17 protein-coding genes are annotated in these 18,230 nt (G+C 73.5%); 7 read left to right on the top strand and 10 right to left on the bottom strand.

Annotation, left to right across the window (positions count from 1 at the left end; all coding sequences use genetic code 11):
- The first annotated feature begins 27 nt into the window (after window positions 1-27).
- On the top strand, window positions 28-903 hold the full coding sequence (locus DRB96_RS40925; protein WP_112454405.1) for a hypothetical protein: 876 nt from the start codon (window positions 28-30) through the stop codon (window positions 901-903).
- A gap of 81 nt (window positions 904-984) precedes the next feature.
- Here the strand turns inward: DRB96_RS40925 and DRB96_RS40930 are convergent, their stop codons facing one another.
- The 3 genes from DRB96_RS40930 to DRB96_RS40940 all read right to left on the bottom strand — a co-directional run bounded on the left by DRB96_RS40930 (window position 985) and on the right by DRB96_RS40940 (window position 4,101).
- Window positions 985-1,857, bottom strand: a complete 873-nt coding sequence (locus tag DRB96_RS40930) for a ParB/RepB/Spo0J family partition protein (protein ID WP_204357949.1) — start codon at window positions 1,855-1,857, stop codon at window positions 985-987.
- Window positions 1,854-3,116, bottom strand: a complete 1,263-nt coding sequence (locus DRB96_RS40935) for a ParA family protein (RefSeq protein ID WP_112452909.1) — start codon at window positions 3,114-3,116, stop codon at window positions 1,854-1,856. The genes DRB96_RS40930 and DRB96_RS40935 overlap by 4 nt, the downstream gene beginning before the upstream one ends.
- Window positions 3,117-3,426: 310 nt before the next feature.
- Window positions 3,427-4,101 carry a ScbR family autoregulator-binding transcription factor gene (locus DRB96_RS40940; protein ID WP_112452910.1) on the bottom strand — a complete coding sequence of 225 codons (675 nt, stop codon included), beginning with the start codon at window positions 4,099-4,101 and terminating at the stop codon, window positions 3,427-3,429.
- 230 nt (window positions 4,102-4,331) lie between these two features.
- On the opposite strand from DRB96_RS40940, the gene DRB96_RS40945 reads away from it, so the two are divergent.
- Entirely contained in the window at window positions 4,332-4,832 is a 501-nt protein-coding gene (locus DRB96_RS40945) for a hypothetical protein (RefSeq protein ID WP_112452911.1), read from the top strand.
- 70 nt (window positions 4,833-4,902) lie between these two features.
- On the opposite strand, the gene kstD is transcribed toward DRB96_RS40945, so the two are convergent.
- The 4 genes from kstD to DRB96_RS44075 form a co-directional block, all read right to left on the bottom strand.
- A complete protein-coding gene (gene kstD / locus DRB96_RS40950; RefSeq protein ID WP_204357950.1) occupies window positions 4,903-6,699 on the bottom strand; it encodes a 3-oxosteroid 1-dehydrogenase in 1,797 nt (598 codons plus the stop codon).
- A 400-nt stretch (window positions 6,700-7,099) separates the two neighbouring features.
- Window positions 7,100-7,300, bottom strand: coding sequence for a hypothetical protein (locus DRB96_RS40955; protein WP_112452912.1), 201 nt, complete (start codon window positions 7,298-7,300; stop codon window positions 7,100-7,102).
- Window positions 7,301-7,713: 413 nt separating this feature from the next.
- Window positions 7,714-8,040, bottom strand: coding sequence for a hypothetical protein (locus DRB96_RS44070; protein ID WP_204357951.1), 327 nt, complete (start codon window positions 8,038-8,040; stop codon window positions 7,714-7,716).
- A gap of 727 nt (window positions 8,041-8,767) precedes the next feature.
- A complete protein-coding gene (locus tag DRB96_RS44075; RefSeq protein WP_204357952.1) occupies window positions 8,768-9,034 on the bottom strand; it encodes a hypothetical protein in 267 nt (88 codons plus the stop codon).
- Between the two features lie 449 nt (window positions 9,035-9,483).
- Here DRB96_RS44075 and DRB96_RS40965 point away from each other — a divergent pair, with 449 nt between their 5' ends.
- The 4 genes from DRB96_RS40965 (at window position 9,484) to DRB96_RS40980 (ending at window position 13,058) form a co-directional block, all read left to right on the top strand.
- The gene (locus tag DRB96_RS40965) at window positions 9,484-10,806 is read left to right on the top strand and encodes an MFS transporter (RefSeq protein ID WP_239517834.1); all 1,323 of its coding nucleotides are present in this window, start codon (window positions 9,484-9,486) and stop codon (window positions 10,804-10,806) included.
- A gap of 5 nt (window positions 10,807-10,811) precedes the next feature.
- Window positions 10,812-11,450 (top strand): LysE family translocator, encoded by a 639-nt coding sequence (locus DRB96_RS40970; RefSeq protein ID WP_112452914.1) that lies wholly within the window; start codon window positions 10,812-10,814, stop codon window positions 11,448-11,450.
- A gap of 84 nt (window positions 11,451-11,534) precedes the next feature.
- Window positions 11,535-12,089, top strand: a complete 555-nt coding sequence (locus DRB96_RS40975) for a hypothetical protein (RefSeq protein ID WP_112452915.1) — start codon at window positions 11,535-11,537, stop codon at window positions 12,087-12,089.
- A 57-nt stretch (window positions 12,090-12,146) separates the two neighbouring features.
- The gene (locus tag DRB96_RS40980) at window positions 12,147-13,058 is read left to right on the top strand and encodes a sigma-70 family RNA polymerase sigma factor (RefSeq protein ID WP_112454409.1); all 912 of its coding nucleotides are present in this window, start codon (window positions 12,147-12,149) and stop codon (window positions 13,056-13,058) included.
- Here the strand turns inward: DRB96_RS40980 and DRB96_RS40985 are convergent.
- The 3 genes from DRB96_RS40985 to DRB96_RS40995 all read right to left on the bottom strand — a co-directional run bounded on the left by DRB96_RS40985 (window position 13,055) and on the right by DRB96_RS40995 (window position 16,797).
- A complete protein-coding gene (locus DRB96_RS40985) occupies window positions 13,055-13,843 on the bottom strand; it encodes a DUF4239 domain-containing protein (RefSeq protein WP_112452916.1) in 789 nt (262 codons plus the stop codon). The two genes, DRB96_RS40980 and DRB96_RS40985, sit on opposite strands and share 4 nt — an antisense overlap.
- Before the next feature lie 402 nt (window positions 13,844-14,245).
- Window positions 14,246-15,280, bottom strand: a complete 1,035-nt coding sequence (locus DRB96_RS40990; RefSeq protein ID WP_112452917.1) for a LacI family DNA-binding transcriptional regulator — start codon at window positions 15,278-15,280, stop codon at window positions 14,246-14,248.
- Window positions 15,281-15,303: 23 nt separating this feature from the next.
- A complete protein-coding gene (locus DRB96_RS40995; protein WP_239517835.1) occupies window positions 15,304-16,797 on the bottom strand; it encodes a glycoside hydrolase family 3 C-terminal domain-containing protein in 1,494 nt (497 codons plus the stop codon).
- 630 nt (window positions 16,798-17,427) lie between these two features.
- Here DRB96_RS40995 and DRB96_RS41000 point away from each other — a divergent pair.
- Window positions 17,428-18,168 carry a class I SAM-dependent methyltransferase gene (locus tag DRB96_RS41000; RefSeq protein ID WP_112452919.1) on the top strand — a complete coding sequence of 247 codons (741 nt, stop codon included), beginning with the start codon at window positions 17,428-17,430 and terminating at the stop codon, window positions 18,166-18,168.
- The last annotated feature ends 62 nt before the right edge of the window (window positions 18,169-18,230 follow it).

Consider the following 18,230-nt stretch of genomic DNA (forward strand, 5'->3'; position numbering starts at 1 on the left):
GACGCCTGCGGTGCGCCGCCGCGCCGGATCCGGCGGGCGGGCCGCCGCACCGCCGCGCTGCTCGCCCTCGCGCTGCTCCTGGCCGGCGGCTCGGCGACGGGCTGCGGAGGGCGGGCCACCACCCACCACAAACCCGGCACCACCCATGAGCAGGCCTCCGGCGAGGCCGGCACCCTGCTCACCGCCGACGACGGCGCCGGCCACCGGCTCCGTGAGGTCCCGGCCGAGGGCGCCCCGGAGGTCCAGCTCACCGCCCGGCCGGACACCGAGGACGGCTGGAACCTCCAACTGGCGGTGAAGAACTTCCACTTCACCCCCGACAGCACCGGCGGCGGCGCCCTCCCGGGCGCGGGCCACGCACATCTGGAGCTGGACGGCCGCAAACTGGCCCGCCTGTACGGCCCTTGGTTCCACCTGCCCGCGGCGCAGGTGCCCGAGGGCGCGCACACCCTGACCGTCCGCCTCTACGCGGACGACCACACGGCCTGGGCGGTGGCGGGCAAGCCGGTGGAGGGCACGCTCCAGCTCACCGCCACCGCCGGCCGGACCGGCCACGGCCATACCCCGCCCGCACCCCCGGCACCGACCCAGTCCCCGACCCCGACCCCGTCCCCGACTCCGTCCCCGGAGGAGGCGCGGGCCGACCGCACGGTCACCATCGCCGTCCGGGACGGCAAGGTCACCCCCGCCCCGGGCCGGGTCGAGGTGGCGCGCGGCGAACGCGTCGCCCTGCGCGTCACCAGCGACCGCGCGGACACCCTGCACGTCCACGGCTTCGACAAGGAACTCGCCCTTCCGGCAGGCCAGGAGGCCACCCTGATCCTGACGGTCGACCGGACGGGCCTCTTCGAGGTCGAGACCCACGAGTCCGAGCTCGTCCTGACCCAGCTCCTCGTCCGGTGACGCACCCGACGCGGCAGCCGCAGCCGCAGCCCGCCGTCCCCGGTCCGCTGCCGGCCCCGCGCCCGCCCGGGGCCCTGTCCTCTATACCCCTCCCGGCCCTGACCAGTACCTGGTGCCCTCCCCGCAGGGGCTGGCGGTGGCCGGCGGGCGGTAGGCCGCCGGGTCCACCCACGCCGGCGCCGGGGGCTGGGCCTGGGCCGGGGCCTGGGCCTGGGCTGCCGCGGGGCGGGTGCGCTGGCGCGGGGGGTTAACGGCGTTAACGGCTTCCTCCGCCGCCGGCGCCTGGTCCTCCTGGGGGAGGCGGCCGATGCGGCGGGCCGGTTCCACCTTCAGCTCGCCCGTCTCCACCTTGTCCTGGAGTTCCGGGGTGAGGTTGAGGAGGGTCAGGCGCTGGGAGACCCAGGCGGGCGTCTTGCCGAGCCGCTTGGCCACCTGGGCCTGGGAGCCGTGGACCTCGACGAGCTCCTGCAGCGCGCGGGCCTGGTCCATGGGCGCCACGTCGACGCGGTGGACGTTGGCGATGAGGGCCGACTCCAGGATGTCCGCCGCCGAGGTGGAGAGTGAGTCGTTGACGTGGATGTGCATGGTCCGCAGGCCGGCCCGCTGGGCCGCCGCCAGGCGCCGGTTGCCGTCGATGACGACGTACGGGGCGCGGCCCAGGCCGTCGGTGTGGCCCGGGTGGGCCTCCATGAACGCCATCCGGGTGGCGACCGCCAGCGGCTGGAGCTGGCCGCGGACGGTCAGGGACGCCGCGAGCTCGTCGAGCTCGGTGAGGTCCTCGCGCAGGTTGAAGGGGTTGTGGGCGAGGGCTTCGATGGGAACTTCGGACGGGGGGACCACGCCGGAGGTGGGGGCGCCGGTCGCCTCGGCGATGGCGGTGCGACGGGAGCTGATGCCGACGGGCTGGGCACGGGCGAAGGACGGCGAGACTCCGAGTTTGTCGGCCTTGCTCATGAGATCTCCCTTGCGAGGGCGCGCAGGGCGATCGCCTGGTCGCCCTTGGGTGCGTAGACGAACAGCGGCTGCTTCACGCGTACCGCTTCGCGCTGTTCCTTGAGGTCGGGAACGATGGCCACCACGCGCGGATCCTTTATGTCCATCCAGGCCTGGAGGGAGGAGGTCGCGATGTAGCCGCGCCGGCCGTCGTAGAGGTTGACGACGAGCCCGAGGTAGTCGATGTCGAGGCTGAGGTCGTCGCGCAGATCGTTGATCTGGGAGGTGAGCAGGTCGTAGGCGTCCGCGGAGGAGTCCTCGGCCTGTACGACGATCAGCGCGCCCGAGGCGCCGGGCTGTTCGGCGTCGCGGCGTCGGCCGTAGTAGATGGCGGCGTCCATGCTGAGGCCGAGGCTCGGGGGGCAGTCGATGAGGATGACGTCGTAGTCGGACTCGACCGGGGCGAGGGCGCGTTCGAGGGCGGCCTCGCGGGCGCGGACCGTGGAGAGGCGGACGTCGAGGAGGAAGGCGTCCGTACAGGCGGGGAGGATGTGGAGGCGGTCGCCGAAGCGGTCGTCCGGGATGGGGACGATCAGGTCGGCGAGGGGGCCCTTGGCTTCGCCCGCCATGTGGCACGTGAGGCTGTCCCCGCCGATGGGCAGCGGCTGCCGGCCCAGCTGCTTGGTGAGGTGGCCCTGGGGGTCGAAGTCGACGAGCAGGACGCGCATGCCGAGGCCGGGCAGGTCCTCCAGGTCGACGGGTGCGCCGGACTCCGCACCCGGGACCTCGCCGTCCTCGACGGCCGAGAGCCGGGCCAGTTGGCGGGCGACGCGGACCGGGTGGAGGCTGGCGGGATCCTCGGCGAGGGCCTCGGCGGTGCCGGCGGTGATGGCGGTCTTGCCGACTCCGCCCTTCTGGTTGCACACCACGATGCGGCGGACGACGGAGGGCCGCTTGACCGTGGGGGCCGGGTTCATCTCCAGCCAGAGGCGGACGGCTTGGGCGAGTCCCTGGATGAGGGAGACGCCACGGTCCTTGGAGTCGGCGCGGAAGGACTCCCACTGGCCCGCGGGCAGCCAGGTGGAGAAGGACTCGGCTCCGGAGGTGTCGACGGGGGAGGGGGCTGAGGCGAGCGCGCTCCAGTGGGCGATGCCCTGGTGCACGGCGTCCTGGATGTCCACACGCAGCTGGGCGGTGCGGATCTTCAGCTCCTGCCGCAGCCACGGGGGGAGTTTGGAGACGACCTTCTCTCGGTCGTTCGGGGACGAGGGCGAAGTCATGAGAGGGACTTTACTAACGTTCTAGGGTGTCCGTGGGCGCCACGCTTGAGTTTTGCTAACGAAGTGGTGTGGAAGTGTCCGGATCGAGCCTGAACAGGGCCGGATCGGGGCCGGATCGAGGTCCGGATCCAGGTCCGGATCAGGGCCGTGCGGGACAGTGCCGGGCCGCAGGGCGGGGCCGGGCCGCAGTTCCGGGCCGGGCCGCACGGCGGGGCCGGGCCCGGGTACGCGACAGGGCGGCCTCGCACACGCCGTAGCGAGCACCCCCGTGGTTCACCACGGCGTGTGCGAGGCCGCCCTGGATACGTCGTCAGCCGACCGCGACCCGCGATGAGTCGGAGGTCGGCAGACCGAGCTCGGCCCGGCACTCGGGCGAGCCGGCCAGGTCGAAGAGGGGGATGCGGTGCGCGGGCACGATCCCCGGGAGCAGGAAGGTCCACAGGTCGATGACCCGGGTGTGCAGGTCCTCGCGGCCGGTGCGCACGTGCGAGGTCACCTGGATGCCGGTGAACGAGCCGACGAGCATGGTCGACAGGTCGCGCACGTCGAGCGACGGCAGTACGTCGCCGCGTTCCTGGGCCGGCGTCAGACAGCCGCGGATGATGTCGATCCAGGAGTTGTACGGGTTCGGGTCCGGGTCGGTGAAGGAACCGAACTCGATGAGCAGCCGGATCCCGGCGCGGATGCGGACATTGGTCCGCAGCCCGAACGCCATCTGGTGGGTCAGGTCGATGGCGGTCTGGAGGCCCGGCTCCTCGATGGCGGGGACGTTTGCGGAGACCTGGAACTGCTCTTCCACCAAAGTGTGGGCGAGGGCTTCCTTGGAGGGGAAGTGGAAGTACAGGGCTCCCTTGGTGACACCGGCGTGCCCGACCACGTCGGTCAGGCTGGTGCCGTGGAACCCCTTCTCGTCGAAGGCGAGGGCCGCGCCGTCGAGGATCGCCTGCCGGGTGATCTCCGCACGTTCCTGCCTGACCCTCGCCATGCCTCTTCCCCCTGGGATCGCGGTACTTCGCCGTGCCCTTCGGGTTGATCAAGGGCGGCTGAAGGTCAATTTAGACAGATGACGGGTAAAAAAACCAGTCGACCAGTACTTTTTTCGGTGGCCGGGCATTAACGGCGTTAACACGGGAGCCTTGGCTGGTCTGTTGTGACGGGTGGGGGGTGTGGGGGGCGGAGGGCCGGGAAGGCCGGGCGGGCACGTACCATTGCGGCATGTCCTTCCTCCGCCGCCACCGCGCCGCCACACCCGCCGGCCCGGACTTCGACGTCCTGGCCATGGACCCGGGGGACTGGCCGGGCAATCTCGGGGCCGGGCTGCTGCCCGCGCCCGACGGCAGCTGCCAGGGTGTCTTCCTCCGCTACGACCTCTTCGGCGGACGCGGCCCCGCGATGATCATCGGAAACCTCCCCGAGGGTTCCCCCGCCCGCGACCTCTCCGAGGGCCAGGTCCCCTTCGAGGTGGCCCAGCTCCTCGACGCCCTCGAGAACGAAGAGGACGTCGAGGTCACCGGCGCCGAGGACTGCCCCGTCATGCAGGGCGACAACCTCCTCATCGTCCGGAAGATCAAGCTCTCGGAGAGCCGGATCAGCTGCGTGCAGTTCGACCGCAGCGACAATGTGCTGGTCACCATCGCGAGCTGGGACCGACCGATCACCGACGACCTGTACGCGCTGCTGAAGCCGCTGCCCGCCGAGCTCTTCCAGCAGGGCTAAGGCGCGACCAGACCCGCGGCGGGACCCGGGCCGTCAGACGGCCCGGATCCGGTGGGCGGCCCGGCCAGCCTCACGCGTCCGCGATGTCGTTCGCCGCCACGTAGCCGAAGGTCATCGCGGGACCGATCGTCGATCCGGCCCCCGCGTAGCTGTGCCCCATGACGGCCGCACTCGCGTTGCCCGCCGCCCACAGGCCCCGGATCACCGATCCGTCCGCCCGCAGCGCGCGGGCCCGCGCGTCCGTGACGATGCCTCCCTTCGTGCCCAGGTCGCCCGGCACGATCTTGAAGGCGTAGAACGGCGGAGCCCAGATCGGCGCCAGACACGAGTTCGGGCGGACGCCAGGGTCCGTGTAGTAGTGGTCGTAGGCCGTGTCGCCCCGGTGGAAGTCGGGGTCGGAGCCGTTCCACGCCTGCGCGTTGAACCGGTTGAGCGTGGAGCGCAGGGCGCCCGCCGGCACCCCGATCTGGTTCGCCAGGGCGTCCCAGGTCAACGCCTTCTTCGCCGCGCCGACCTCGTACCAGGAGTCGGGGAAGACGATCGTCGGCAGGACGTCCCTGAACAGGTACTTGTTGCGGTAGTTCTGGTCCACGATCAGCCAGGCCGGGATGTGCGAGCCGGCCGCACCCCGGTCCTTCTCGTACATCACGTGCACCACATCGCTGTACGGGGCCGCCTCGTTGACGAAGCGGGCGCCCTTCCCGTTGACCATCAGGCCGCCCGGCAGGGTCCGTTCGGCCAGGCAGAAGTACGGCTCGTTCGGCAGCGGGATCGACGGCCCCCACCAGGCGTCCTCCATCAACGACAGCGCCGCTCCGGCCCGTTGGCCGGCCCGGATGCCGTCGCCGGTGTTCTCCTTGGCGCCGATCGACCACTGGGTGCCGATGGGCTGCTGCTGGTACTGGGCGCGCATCTCCGCGTTGTGCTCGAACCCGCCCGAGCCGATGACGACGCCCTTGCGGGCCCGTACGACGCCCCGTACGCCCTGCTTCTCCACGACGACACCGGTGACCGTGCCGCCCTCCTGCACCAGGTCGACGAGGGGGCTGTTCAGCCACACGGGGACCCCCGCCTGCATCAGCCCGGCCCGCAGCCCGGTCGCGAGCGCCTGGCCCATGGTCAGCGGCTTCTGCCCGCACAGCGCGGCCGCCGTGCCGCGCGCCAGGCATTCGGTGGACACCGCGAGGCCCTTGGCGTTGACGGCAGCGATGTTGAGCCACTTGTAGTCCTGGCTGAACACGACCATTCCGGCGGGCACCGGCATGTACGCCGGGTTCAGGTGGGCCAGTTCGGCGCCGAGGATGTTGCCGTCGATCTGGTCCGGCTCGATGGAGCGGCCGTTGGGGAGCCCGCCGGGGAGTTGGGGGTAGTAGTCGCTGTAGCCGTCCATGAAGCGGAACCGCAGCGGGCTGTTGGCCATCACGAAGTCCAGCATCCGGGGCCCGTTGGCGAGGAAGGCCGCCTGCCGGTCCGCCGAGGAGCCGTTGCCGACGACGGCCGCCAGGTAGGCGGCCGCCTTCGCCGGGGTGTCGGGGACGCCCGCCCCCAGGATCACGGAGTTGTTCGGCAGCCAGATCCCGGCGCCCGAACGGGCGGCCGATCCGCCGAAGGTGGGGGCCTTCTCGACCACGAGCACGCTCAGGCCCCGTTTGGCGGCCGCGAGCGCGGCGGTCATCCCGGACGCCCCGGATCCCACGACGACGACGTCGTACTCGCCGAGGGGGACACCGTCCGCGGCGCGCGCGGCGGCCGACGGCAGCACGGTGGCGGCGAGCACCCCGGCGCCGGTCCCGGCGAGGACCGTCCGGCGGGAGGGAAGGGCGGAACTCGGTTCGGAACGCGCGGCGGAGGCTGTTCTCGCGGTCATGGGCAGGCTCCAGCGGAGAGGGGGTGTGGGGGTGGATCCGGCATTCTGATGCCGAGTCAGAAAAGGTCTTCGGGGGATCATGTGAAGTCAAGGCATACGCGCCAGTCGCACCGTCCGGAACCGGCCGACGAACCCTGGCCGGGACACGAAGGAATCCCGTGGCGCGCACACCGGATGTGCGCACCACGGGATTCCGGGAGACGGGCCGTCAGGTCTTTGCGGTCACCGCACGAACAGTGCTAGTGCTGTGACCGGAAAGGTTCACCGGGTCGCGGCGCCCGGCACGGCACCTCGCCGCGTTGTCGGACCACACCGGTACGTCCAGTACGAGGCGTGGTCCTCCGCCTTGCGATGCACCGCACCGGACACCGCGACCCGGCAAACCTTTCCGGTCACAGCACTAGGTCGTCCGGTTGGGCGTGAAGTCCTCCACGTGCGCCGTCCCGCCGTCCGCGCCGGCCGGGGGTCCGTAGTTGGCGTACGGAGTGACGCCCGCGAGCCCCTGCCCGTCTCCGTCGGCGGCTCCGCCGCCGGCTGCCACGACCGCCGCCACGGCGAGCCCGGCCGCGATCACCACGGCCAGCGCCTTGCGCATGCGCATGGGTTCCCTCCCCCTGTTCCGCTCCCGCGCGCGCGGGAGTCACCGTCATTCTGCCCTCGCTCCCACCTGTCCGAAAAGCGCTGTCAGGGCTGTCGGTCTTCGCTGCCTGCGGCTTTAACGGGCGTTTAGCCGTGGGGAGTCCACTCCGGGTGTCTGCCGCAGGGGTGCGGCCGGATTCGTTTCACGCCGGATCGGGGATCCGGCGTCACTTGGGGAAGTTGACACGATGCCCCCGGCACGGCACCTCGCCGCGTTGTCGGACCACCGAAGTACGTCCAGTACAAGCGGCGGCCCTCCGCCTTGCGAGGCACCGCACCGGACACCGCGACCCGGCAAACCTTCCCGGCCACAGCACTAGCAACCCCGAGCAAGCCCCGAGCCCCGAGATCCCGCGGAGATCCGAGAAGCGCCCCCTAGGGCTGGGCCGGGTTCGGCTCTGCCTCGGCGTCACGCACCACCTGCATGAGGGTTCCCGCCGCCGTGGTGAGCCGTTGCTCGCGGAGGTCCAGGACGGGCGTCGGGTTGGAGAGGCCGTGGGACGCGAGGAGGTTCATCAGGGCCCAGATCAGGTCGGGGCGCCCCGTCAGGGGGAGTTGCCGGCCGTCCGGGGTGATGACCTCGGCCGCGGCGGTGCCGGCGAGCAGGTTGGTGCGCGCCCAGTCGACGACGTACGACCCGCCCTGCGGGTCGGCGCGGAGGACGACCTCCCTGGTGCGGTGCAGGACGGCGAGGTAGTCCATCGGCACCGTCAGCCGTCGGGCGGCGTCGAACGGGGGCGTGCCGTCCGGGGGGGTGGACGCGCAGCACCGTGTCGAGGACCGGACCGTGGCTCTGGAAGGTGTGCGTGCTGGTCATCTGCAGGAACCGGCCCCGCACCAGGATGCCGCCGCGGCGCGACCGGCGCCGGTCCACGGAGCCGAACGCCGCCGGTTCACCCGGCAGGTCGTCCACGATCCACCGGGACTCCTCGCCCGGCTCGGTCACCGGCGCCCGGTCCTCGGGGAAGGCGCGGTCACGGCCGATCGAGGCGGTGTAGCGCGCCGCGGTGTGCGCGTCCAGGCGCCGGAGGTCGATCGTGTCGCCGGCCATCTCGATGCCTCCGGCTTCCCGCGCGATCCGCATCTGTCGCAGCAGCAGGCCGGGGCGCCGGGTCGCGTCCGTCCACCGGCCTTCGAGGTCGACCATGCGGCTGGTCCTCGTACCCGCCGGCAGGGCGCTGCGGGGCCACAGGGGCGTGACCTTTCCGGGGGCCTCCGGACCGGCAGGGTCGACGAGGACGACCAGGCGGCCGGCCGTGACGGCCGAGAGGCACACGGACGGCACCCGCCACGCTTCCGTGACCTCGAACCCGCCGCCGTCGGGCCCGTCGGCGCCGTGGACCCGCAGTCTCAGCCGGACCAGCGGCGTGAATGCGTCGGGGAGGGGGTCGCCGACGCAGGTCGTGAAGGTCGCCTCGGTGTCGGGGTTCTACCGCGCGAGTGACGCCTCCAGGACGTCCGCCCGCACCAACCACGCCCGCGCCGGGCCTTGTTCGGCCTTCGGCGCCCACAACACGAAGGTGTCGTCGCCGTAGGTGACGCCCTCGCCCTTCACGCGGTCCCCGCGCGTGATGCGGGGGAACCGGCTCCGCGTGAGCTCGAAGGCCTCGACGGGGATCAGGATCGAGCCGGCCACACCGATGGCGAGCGCGATCCACGCCCAGTCCTCGCCCTCGCGCCAGGCGCCGTATCCCACGAGGAGGGCGAGCGGGGCCGGGAAGCAGCAGAGCGCGGCGAAGGCGAAATGCCGACCAGCACGCTGGCGTAGCTGCGCACGACCCCTCCTCGACCCCGTACCCCGTACCCCGTATCCCGGACCGGGGCCCGGGACGTCGATCGCTGATCACATCGTCCCGTCGCCCTCGCCGCAGCACCACCCGGGTCCGCACACCGTGTCCGCGGACAACGGCCGGGTCCGGACCGCCTCTTGCGGCCTGCCCCCGATAAGTATCTTGACGTCAAGATTGATCTCGGGCAGTCTGCTGCCGGGTATCTCGATGTCGAGATACTTTTACGGGGGCTTGGAGGTCCGGGATGCGGCGGCGTGGCACGGGAGCGCGGAAGGAACCACGGAAGGAACCGCGGGAGCGGCAGGGCCTGGTGGCGCAGTTGCGCCGGCCGCCGGGGGGCCGGGACGCCCGGATCATGCTGCTCGCCCAGTTCCTCGACCGCGCCGGTACGGGAGTGTGGGCCGCCGCCTCGGTCCTGTACTTCACCTTCGTCCTCGGCCTGGACGCCGGCCGGATCGGCCTGCTGCTGGGCGCGGCCGCGGTGGCGGGCATCGCCGGGTCGCCCCTGGCGGGCCACCTGGCCGGCCGCTTCCCGGTGCGCTCCCTGCTGATCGGCTGTCACCTCCTGCGCCTGGGCACGCTCGGCGCGCTGCTCGTGGTCACCCGCTTCGACGTGCTGCTGCCCGTGGTCGCGGTCACGTACCTGGGCGACCGGGCGGCCAAGACCCTGGAGATGCTCTTCGCCACGCGGGTGGCGGGTGAGCGGCGGTCCACCTACCAGGCGCTGTCGCGCAGCACGGCGAACGCCGGCTACGCCCTCGGCGCGGGCCTCGCCGCGGCCGGTCTCGCCGTCGGGACCCGCGAGGCCTACCAGGTGCTGATCCTGGCCAACGCGGTCTCCTTCCTCGTGGCCGCCGCGCTCGTCCGGCGCACCCGGGGGCCGCGCGGCCCCGGACGGGTGGCCGCGGGCACCGGGGACCCGGACGCGAAGGCCGCGGCAGCGGAGGCGGAGGCGGAGGCGGTGGCAGCGGCCCGGCCGTCGGGCGCGCCGAGTCCGTGGCGGGACCGGGGGTACCTGCGCTTCGTCCTGCTGGACATCCCGATGCACCTGGACGACTCGATCCTCGCCGTCGGCCTGCCGCTGTGGCTGGTGGACCACACCGATGCGCCGCACGCCCTGGTCCCGGCCTTCCTCGTGATCAACACCGTGCTCGTCGTCGTACTCCAGCTGCGCGTGTCGGCAGCGGTCGAGGGGCCCCGCCAGGCCGCGGGGGCCGTCTTCCTGTACGGGCTGACGATGTGCGCCTGTTGCATCCTCCTGGCCCTCACCGCGGGGGCCGGAGCCGGGGCCGCGTCGGTCGCGCTCCTCGCCGCGGCGGTGCTGGCCACCGCGGCGGAGCTGATGCGCTCGGTGAGTTCCTGGGAGCTGGCGGTCTCGCTCGCCCCCGCGCGGGCGCGGGCGTCCTACCTGGGCGTGGCGGGCATGGCCCAGTCGGTCCAGAAGTCCGCCGGTCCGCTGCTCCTGACCGGCGTGATGGTGGCCGGCCCGGCCGGCTGGCTCGCCCTCGGCGCGGCGGTCGCGGCCCTGTCGGCCGTCCAGCGCCGCTCCGCCGTACGCCGGCTGGACACCCTGACCGCCCTGTCCGCCCCGCCCGCCCCCACGAGGCCGGCACCGGGGGACGGGCGGGGCGGACAGCCCAAAAGCCCTTCCCCTCCCGCCAGCCGTCCGGAACGATGAGCCGCATGGTGTCCACCGATCGACTGCTCGCCTTCGCCGCGATGTCGCTGCTGCTGATCCTGATTCCCGGGCCGAGCGTGCTCTTCGTCATCGGGCGCGCCCTCTCCCAGGGGCGGCGGGCCGTCCTGACGACCGTGGCCGGGAACACGCTGGGCGCGTACGTGCTGGTCGTCGCCGTGGCCTTCGGGGTGGGCTCGATCGTCGAGCGGTCGGTGCTCGTGTTCACGGCGCTCAAGCTCGCGGGAGCCGCGTACCTCGTCTACCTGGGGGTCAAGGCCTTCCGGCAGCGGCGCGCCCTGCGCGCGGACTTCGGTGCGGACGCGACCGATTACGGGACGTGGCGCTCGCTGTGGGAGGGCTTCGCGGTCGGCGTGGCCAACCCGAAGACCATCGTGTTCTTCGCCGCCGTCCTCCCGCAGTTCGTGGACCGCGACCGGGGCCACGTGGCGGCCCAAATGCTGATCCTCGGCCTGGTGTTCAACCTCATCGCCGTGGTCTGCGACAGTGCCTGGGGCATGCTCGCGGCGACCGCCCGCAGCTGGTTCTCGCGGTCGCCTCAGCGGCTGTCCGCGATCGGCGGGGCCGGCGGGCTCGCGATGATCGGTCTCGGCGTGACCGTCGCCGCGACCGGGCGCAAAGACTGATTCGAAGCAAGGCAGAAGCACTGCTCGAACCACTGCTCGACGCACCGCTCGAAGCACGGCCCGTAGACCGTCCCAGGGGGATCCATGCGCGTCCGCTTACTCCACCAGCTCCTCGTACCGGTCGCCGCCGGCGCCCTCCTGCTGACCGGCTGCGCCGGCGAGCCGGAGAGCAAGGCGCCGAACACGAACGTGAGCTTCAAGCCCGTCCCGAGCGCCACGGCGCCCGAGCCGTCGAAACCCGGCGCGGGCGTCATCCAGTGGTACCAGAGCGGCGGCCGCGAGCGGCTCAACGGCCTGATCACCTCGGCGAGGATCGCCCACGGCAGCCACGAGGCGGACAAGGTGTACATCGACATGGGCCCCCTGTCCACCAGCCTGGAGGACGCACATGGGTACGCGATGATCCCCGACCCGAAGACCCACGAGTCGTGGACCAAGGCCCGCAAGCAGATCGGCTCGGGGCTGCGCCGGGTGATGGCCACGTCCGGTCTGGGCGTGCCCTCGAGGGACGTGGACGACATGGCCGGGGTGCCCGGCGACGGCTGGTCGTGGATCGCCGACGGCATCGAGACCCTCAGGGACACGGACGCGCAGCTGCGCGCCCTGGGCTGCGTATCCACCGAGGACCCCTGGAAGTAGGCGGCGGGTCTGGGGAGGTCTGGCGAAGTCTGGCGAGAGGGAGTTCGGGGCGTGGGCGTGTGTGAGCAGGACGTGCTGGCGGGGCGGTTCGAGGAGCACCGGGCCCATCTGCGGGCCGTCGCCTACCGGATGCTCGGCTCGCTCGGTGAGGCCGAGGACGCGGTCCAGGAGTGCTGGCTGCGGCTGAGCCGCACCGATGTCGGTGACGTGGAGAACCTCGGCGGCTGGCTGACGACGGTCGTGGCGCGGCTGTGCCTGAACGGGCTGCGTGCGCGGGAGACGCGCCGCGAGGACTCCCTGGAGATCCGCATGCCCGATCCGGTCCTCAGCCGGGAGGGTGCGGTCGAGCCCGAGGACGAGGTGCTGCTGGCCGATTCGGTCGGGCTGGCGCTGCTGGTCGTCCTGGAAGAGCTCGCGCCCGCCGAGCGGTTGGCGTTCGTCCTGCACGACATGTTCTCCGTGCCCTTCGACGAGATCTCCCTGATGCTCGACAAGACCCCGGCGGCCACCCGGCAGCTCGCCAGCCGGGCGCGCCGCCGCGTCCAGGGGCGGGCGCCCGCGCCGGATCCGGACCTCTCCCGGCAGCGCGCGGCCGTCAGCGCGTTCTTCGCGGCCACGCAGGACGGGGACTTCGAGGCGCTCCTAGCCCTGCTCCACCCGGATGTCGTCCTGCGTTCCGACGGCGGTGTCGAACGCGCCGGCCAGTCGGTAGTCCTGACCGGCGCCCGGACCGTGGGCTCCCAGGCGGCGCTGTACTCCGCGCTCGCCCCGTTCGTCCGCCCCGTGCTGGTCAACGGGGCCGCGGGCGTGCTGTGCGTGGTCGGGGGGCGGCTGATGTCGATGCTGGCCTTCACGGTCACCGACGGCCTGATCACCGCCATCGACGTGCTCACCGACCCCGACCGGCTGGACTCCATCGACCTGGGCCCCATCCTCGACCCCCTCGTCGGGGACCGCCGCCGGGGCTAGGGCCAGAACTGTGCCAGTGCCGCCTCCTTGTACGGTGCCGGGCTCACGCTCAGGTCCCCGGCGAAGGGCCGGTCCAGCGCCATCACCAGCAGCAGGCTGAAGCCGATCAGGCCGGCCACCGCCGAGACGAACAGCAGCTGCATCTTCAGGCTGCGCAGCCCGAAGAGGAAGGTGAGCGGGAGGATCACGAACGCTCCCCCGTAGACGAGGACTTGCAGCAGGATCGGCAGCGAGGTCTCGGCCATCGTCACCCTCGCCCGCCGCTGTGCGGCGACGTCGTTGAGGCGGCCGGCGGCCTCCCCGTAGAAGGTCTCGCTCCGGGCGCCGACGGGCTCGTAGGCCTGGAGTGCCGTGTACAGGGCGTGCGTCTGGTCGGCGGTGGCCTCGTAGCTGGGCCGACCCTCGCGCATGAGGGGCCACTGGACCTCGACGACGGCGTGGACGTATTCCCCCACGGCCCGGTCCACGCGGGCGCGTTCGGCCGGGGGGAAGACCTCCGCGCTGCGGACGACGAGGGCCAGGTCGGTGGCCTCGCTCGCGACGATCGTCTGGGTGTTCTCCAGCTGGGTCCACAGGGTGACGACGACGAAGGCCAGGATGATGCCGTAGATCGCGCCGAACATGCCGAGGGCGACACCGACCATCTCGTTGTGCTCGCCGCCCGCGAGGTGCGGGAACCGGCGGCGGGCGGCCAGGCTGCCGCCGATGGCGAGGGCGACGAAGCCGCCGACGAGGACGACGCCGAGGAGGAAGGTGCTGAGGTGGTTGAGCAGCCAGAGGATCACGTCCCGCTCAACGACCGCCCGGCGGGAAGGTCCCGCCCGTAGATCAGCGCGAGCCGTCGCCCGTGCCCGCCGCCCCGCCCGCGGGTGCTTGGTGCTGGTCCGCGGGTCCCGGGTGGGGGGGCGGGCACGGGGTGCGCGGCGGCGGCCAAGGCGGTGGCTGCGGCCAGGGCGGGCGTCGGGCGGCGGCGGCGGCTGCGGCTGCGGCCAAGGCGGCCAGCGGGCAGCGGCTGCACGGCGGCTGCGGCCAGGGCGGGCAGCGGGCAGCGGCTACATGGCAGCTACGGCCAGGGCGGGCAGCGGGCGGCGGCTGCGGCCAGGGCTGCGGCGGCGCGGCGGCTGCGGCCAGGGCGGGCGGCGGCTACGTGGCGGCTGCGCGACGGCTGCGGCCAGGGCGGCCGGCGGCTACGCCGAGTCGCGGACGACCAGTTCCGGCTCGAAGAGCACCGCCGCGGGCTCCGGGGCGGCCGCGCCCGACACCCGGTCCAGCAGGAGGCGGACCATCTCCGCCGCCATGTCCTCCACCGGCTGACGGACCGTCGTCAGCCGGGGACGGGCCGCCACCGCCGCGCCGGAGTCGTCGAAGCCGACCACCGCGACGTCCTGCGGCACGCGCCGGCCGTGTTCGCGCAGCACCAGGCAGGCTCCCTGCGCCATCAGGTCGTTCGCCGCGAACACCCCGTCCAGGTCCGGTTGTTCCGCCAGCAGCGCACGCATCGCCTGTTCACCGCCGTCCAGCGTGAAGTCCGCCTCGGCCACCCGCACCGGGCCGCCGGCCAGCGCCTCCCGGAAGCCCGCCACCCGCTCCCGGCTCGCCGGCACGTCCGCCGGTCCGCCGATCACCGCGAGGCGCCCGCAGCCGCGGGCCAGCAGGTGCCGCGCCGCCAGCGCCCCGCCCTCGCGGTGGCGCAGGTCGACCCAGTCCAGCCCCACCGGTGGCGCCGGCCGCGCGAAGAGCACCGCGGGCAGCCCGGCGGCCGCGAGCAGCCCCGGCAGCGGGTCGCGGCCGTCCGTGGTGACGAGCAGCGCACCGTCCGCGCCGCCCTGGGTGAGGTACGCCAGCACCTGTGCGCGGTCCTCCTGCCCGTCGGCGAACATCAGCACCGGGTGCACGCCGCGCGGGCGCAGCGCCCGTACGACCCCGCTCACCACCCGCCCGAAGAAGGGGTCCTGGAACACCCGGTCGGCGTCGGCGCCCGCGCCCGAGACCACCAGCGCCACGGCCCCCGACCGGCGGGTCACCAGGGAGCGGGCGGCCCGGTTCGGCACGTACCCGGTCTCGGCGACGGCCCGCTGGACCGCCTGCTGGATGCCCGGGTCCACGTTGCGCACACCGTTGACCACGCGCGACACCGTGGCCCGTGACACCCCGGCGGCACGCGCCACGTCTTCCAGGGTCGGGGCCGTCCCCGTGCCGGTGCCCGTGCTCGATCCGTCCATGGCGGCACTGTAGCCGCCCCCGCTCAGACCTCGATCGCCGCCCGGAGCGGCAGGTCACCCGCGCTGCGCCCGGCCAGCACCTCGAACCGGCCCGGCTCCGTGGTCCAGCCCCTTCCCCCCGGTGACCAGTGCTGCAGGGCTCGCGCGGGGATGCGTACGTACGCCGTCGCCCGCTCCCCCGGCTCCGCCTCCGCCGCCGCCCAGCCCGCGAGCCAGCACACCGGCCGCTCGACGGCCGAGTCCGGCCGGGACAGGTGGAGTTGGACGATCTCGCGGCCGCTCCGGGCACCGGTGTTGCGCAGGGTGACCGGGATCTCGAAGTCCCCGCCGGGGGCCGGCTCCGGCATGCCGATCCGCTCGAACTCCCAGGTGGTGTAGCCGAGTCCGTGGCCGAACCAGTACGCGGGCCGCGCGGCGCCCGGGCGCAGCCAGGCGCGGTGGCCGATGTGCAGGCCCTCCTCGTACGCGAGCCGGCCGTTCGTGGGGTGCGTGGTGCGCACGGGGGCATCGGTGAGGGTGGCGGGCCAGGTGGTGGGGAGCCGCCCGCCGGGCTCTGCGCGGCCGAGGAGGACGTCGGCGAGGGCGTGCCCGGCCTCTTGGCCGGGGAACCAGGTGAGGAGGACGGCACCGACGGCCGCGCGCCAGGGCAGCTCGACGGGGCCGCCGGAGTTGACGACGACGATGGTACGGGGGTTGGCGCTGGCGATCTCCGCCACCAACTGGTCCTGGGGCGCGGGCAGTCGGAGCGTCTCACGGTCGAAGCCCTCGGACTCCGCGCCCTCCGTGGTGCCGACGACCACGACGGCGGCGTCGGCCGCCCGGGCCGCGGCCACGGCGGCGGCGAGCGCCTCGGCGGGCCCGGCCGCGGGCGCGGCGGCCGTGAGGACGGTGGCCCGGCCGGTGCCGGGCGCGAGTTCGCGCCGTGCGACCACGCGCACGGGCCGGCCGGCCGTGAGCGGGATCCGGGCCGTGTGCTGCGGCGGGCGGACGTGGACGACCGCCGGATCGTCGGTCTCGGGCGGGAACTCGCCCTCGACCAGGGCCGTTCCGTCGACGGTGAGGCGCAGGGCTCCGAAGCCGCCGAGACCGAGGGTCCAGGGGCCGGTCGTGTCGGGGTGGAGCACGGCGGAGAGTTCGACGGTGTGGGCACCGGGCGGAAGTTCGGGCTCCAGCACGCGCCCGGAGGGCTGGTGCAGGGAGCGCAGCACCGCGCCGGCGGCGTCGAGCACGCGCAGCCGCACGCCCGGGGCCCCGCCCTCCGGGTCGCGGGCGTGCCGCGCGCCGAGCGGCTCCGGGCCCCCGGCGCCCTCGGGCGCGGGACCGGGCTCGTACCCGATCCGGACGTGGGGCGGCAGCGCCTGCCGGAGCCCGTCGAGCGGGCTGACCACGCGGTGCGGGAACACCCCGGAGCTCCCGCCGCCCTGGACGCGGGGGGCGTCGGCGTGCACCCCGATCACGGCGAGGCGGTTCAGCGCGCCGGGCTCCAGGGGCAGCGCGCCACGGCTCTCCAGCAGCACGAAGCTCGCGGCGGCCGCCGCGCGCAGCTCCCGGCGGAGGGCGGTGCCGGCCTCCGGGCCGGCGGCGGTGCGGGCTGCGGGGCGGGCGGCGGTGCCGGCCGCGGCGCGGGCGGCGGTGCCGGCTTCCGGGCCAACGGCGGTGTCGGCGGCGGTGCCGGCTTCCGGGCAGACGGCGGTGCCGGCTTCGGCGCCGGCACCGCCGTCGGCCTCGGTGCCGGCTTCGGTGCCGGTTTCGGGATCGCCCTGCCGTGCGGACGGACCGAGCGACGAGCCCGCGTCGCGGACCTGGGCCAGGGCCGGGGCCGGGGCCAGAGCCGGGGCATCGGCCGGGACCGCGGCTGGGGCCAGGGCATCGGCCAGGGCCGGGGCCAGGGGAACCCGTCAGCGGTAGATTCACGCCCGTACGGGCGTGAATCTACCGCTGACGGGTTCCGGGCGGAACGCGCATGTCGAGCGCGTGCCTGCCGTACGCGATGCCGGGCCCATGTCCGGATCTTTGTGGGTTCTGCCAGTACGGCAGTCCGCCGGGCCCCGTGGAGACTGCCAGACAGGGGCCGCGGCACGTCCAGGGTGCGGGGTGCGGGCCGCGCGGCGGTCAAGAGCCTTGCGAAGCATGGGGGATGACAGAGCATGAGCACGCAGCAGTACGACGAGATAGGTGAGGCGTACGAGGGCTTCAAGGCCCTGCCGCTGGAGCAGTACGCGGTGGTGCCCGCCTTCCTGGCCATGGTCGGGGACGTGACCGGCAAGTCGATCCTGGACCTGGCCTCCGGTACCGGCTTCTACAGCAGGGAGTTCAAGCGGCGCGGCGCCGCGGAGGTGCTCGGCATCGACATCTCCGGTGAAATGGTTTCCGTGGCAAGGAAGTTGGAGGAAGGCGACCCGCTGGGTGTGCGCTACGAGGTGGGCGACGTCGCCGAACTGCGGCCGTTCGAGCAGGGCTTCGACATCGGCCTGGCGGTCCAGCTGCTGAGCTACGCGCCGGACATCGCCACCACGGAGCGGATGTGCCGCAACCTGCACCGGAGCCTGAAGCCCGGCGGCGAGCTCTTCGTCCTCAACCAGTCGCCCGATTTCCGCTTCGACGGGCCGACCCCGGAGAAGTACGGCTTCCGCTCCGAGCTCACGGGCGAGGAGGTCGAGACCGGCCCGCAGGTCCGGATCACCGCGTTGCTCGAGCCGCCCGTCTCGTTCGTCGCCAACCTCCCGCGCCGCGAGGTGTACGAGAAGTGCCTGCAGGCGGCCGGATTCAGTGAGGTGACCTGGGTCCCGCTGACGGTGTCGGACGCCGGGGTGCGCGAGTTCGGTGCGGAGTTCTGGGTGGACTTCCGCGCCAACCCCGCGCTGGAGATGCTGCGCTGCCGCGCCTGACACACCCACCGGGCGCCTGGAACCCCCCGGCCCGTGAGAGCTCCGAGTTCTCGGGTGCGCCC

The sequence above is a fragment of the Streptomyces sp. ICC1 genome, from assembly GCF_003287935.1.
Classification (GTDB): Bacteria; Actinomycetota; Actinomycetes; order Streptomycetales; family Streptomycetaceae; genus Streptomyces; species Streptomyces tritrimontium.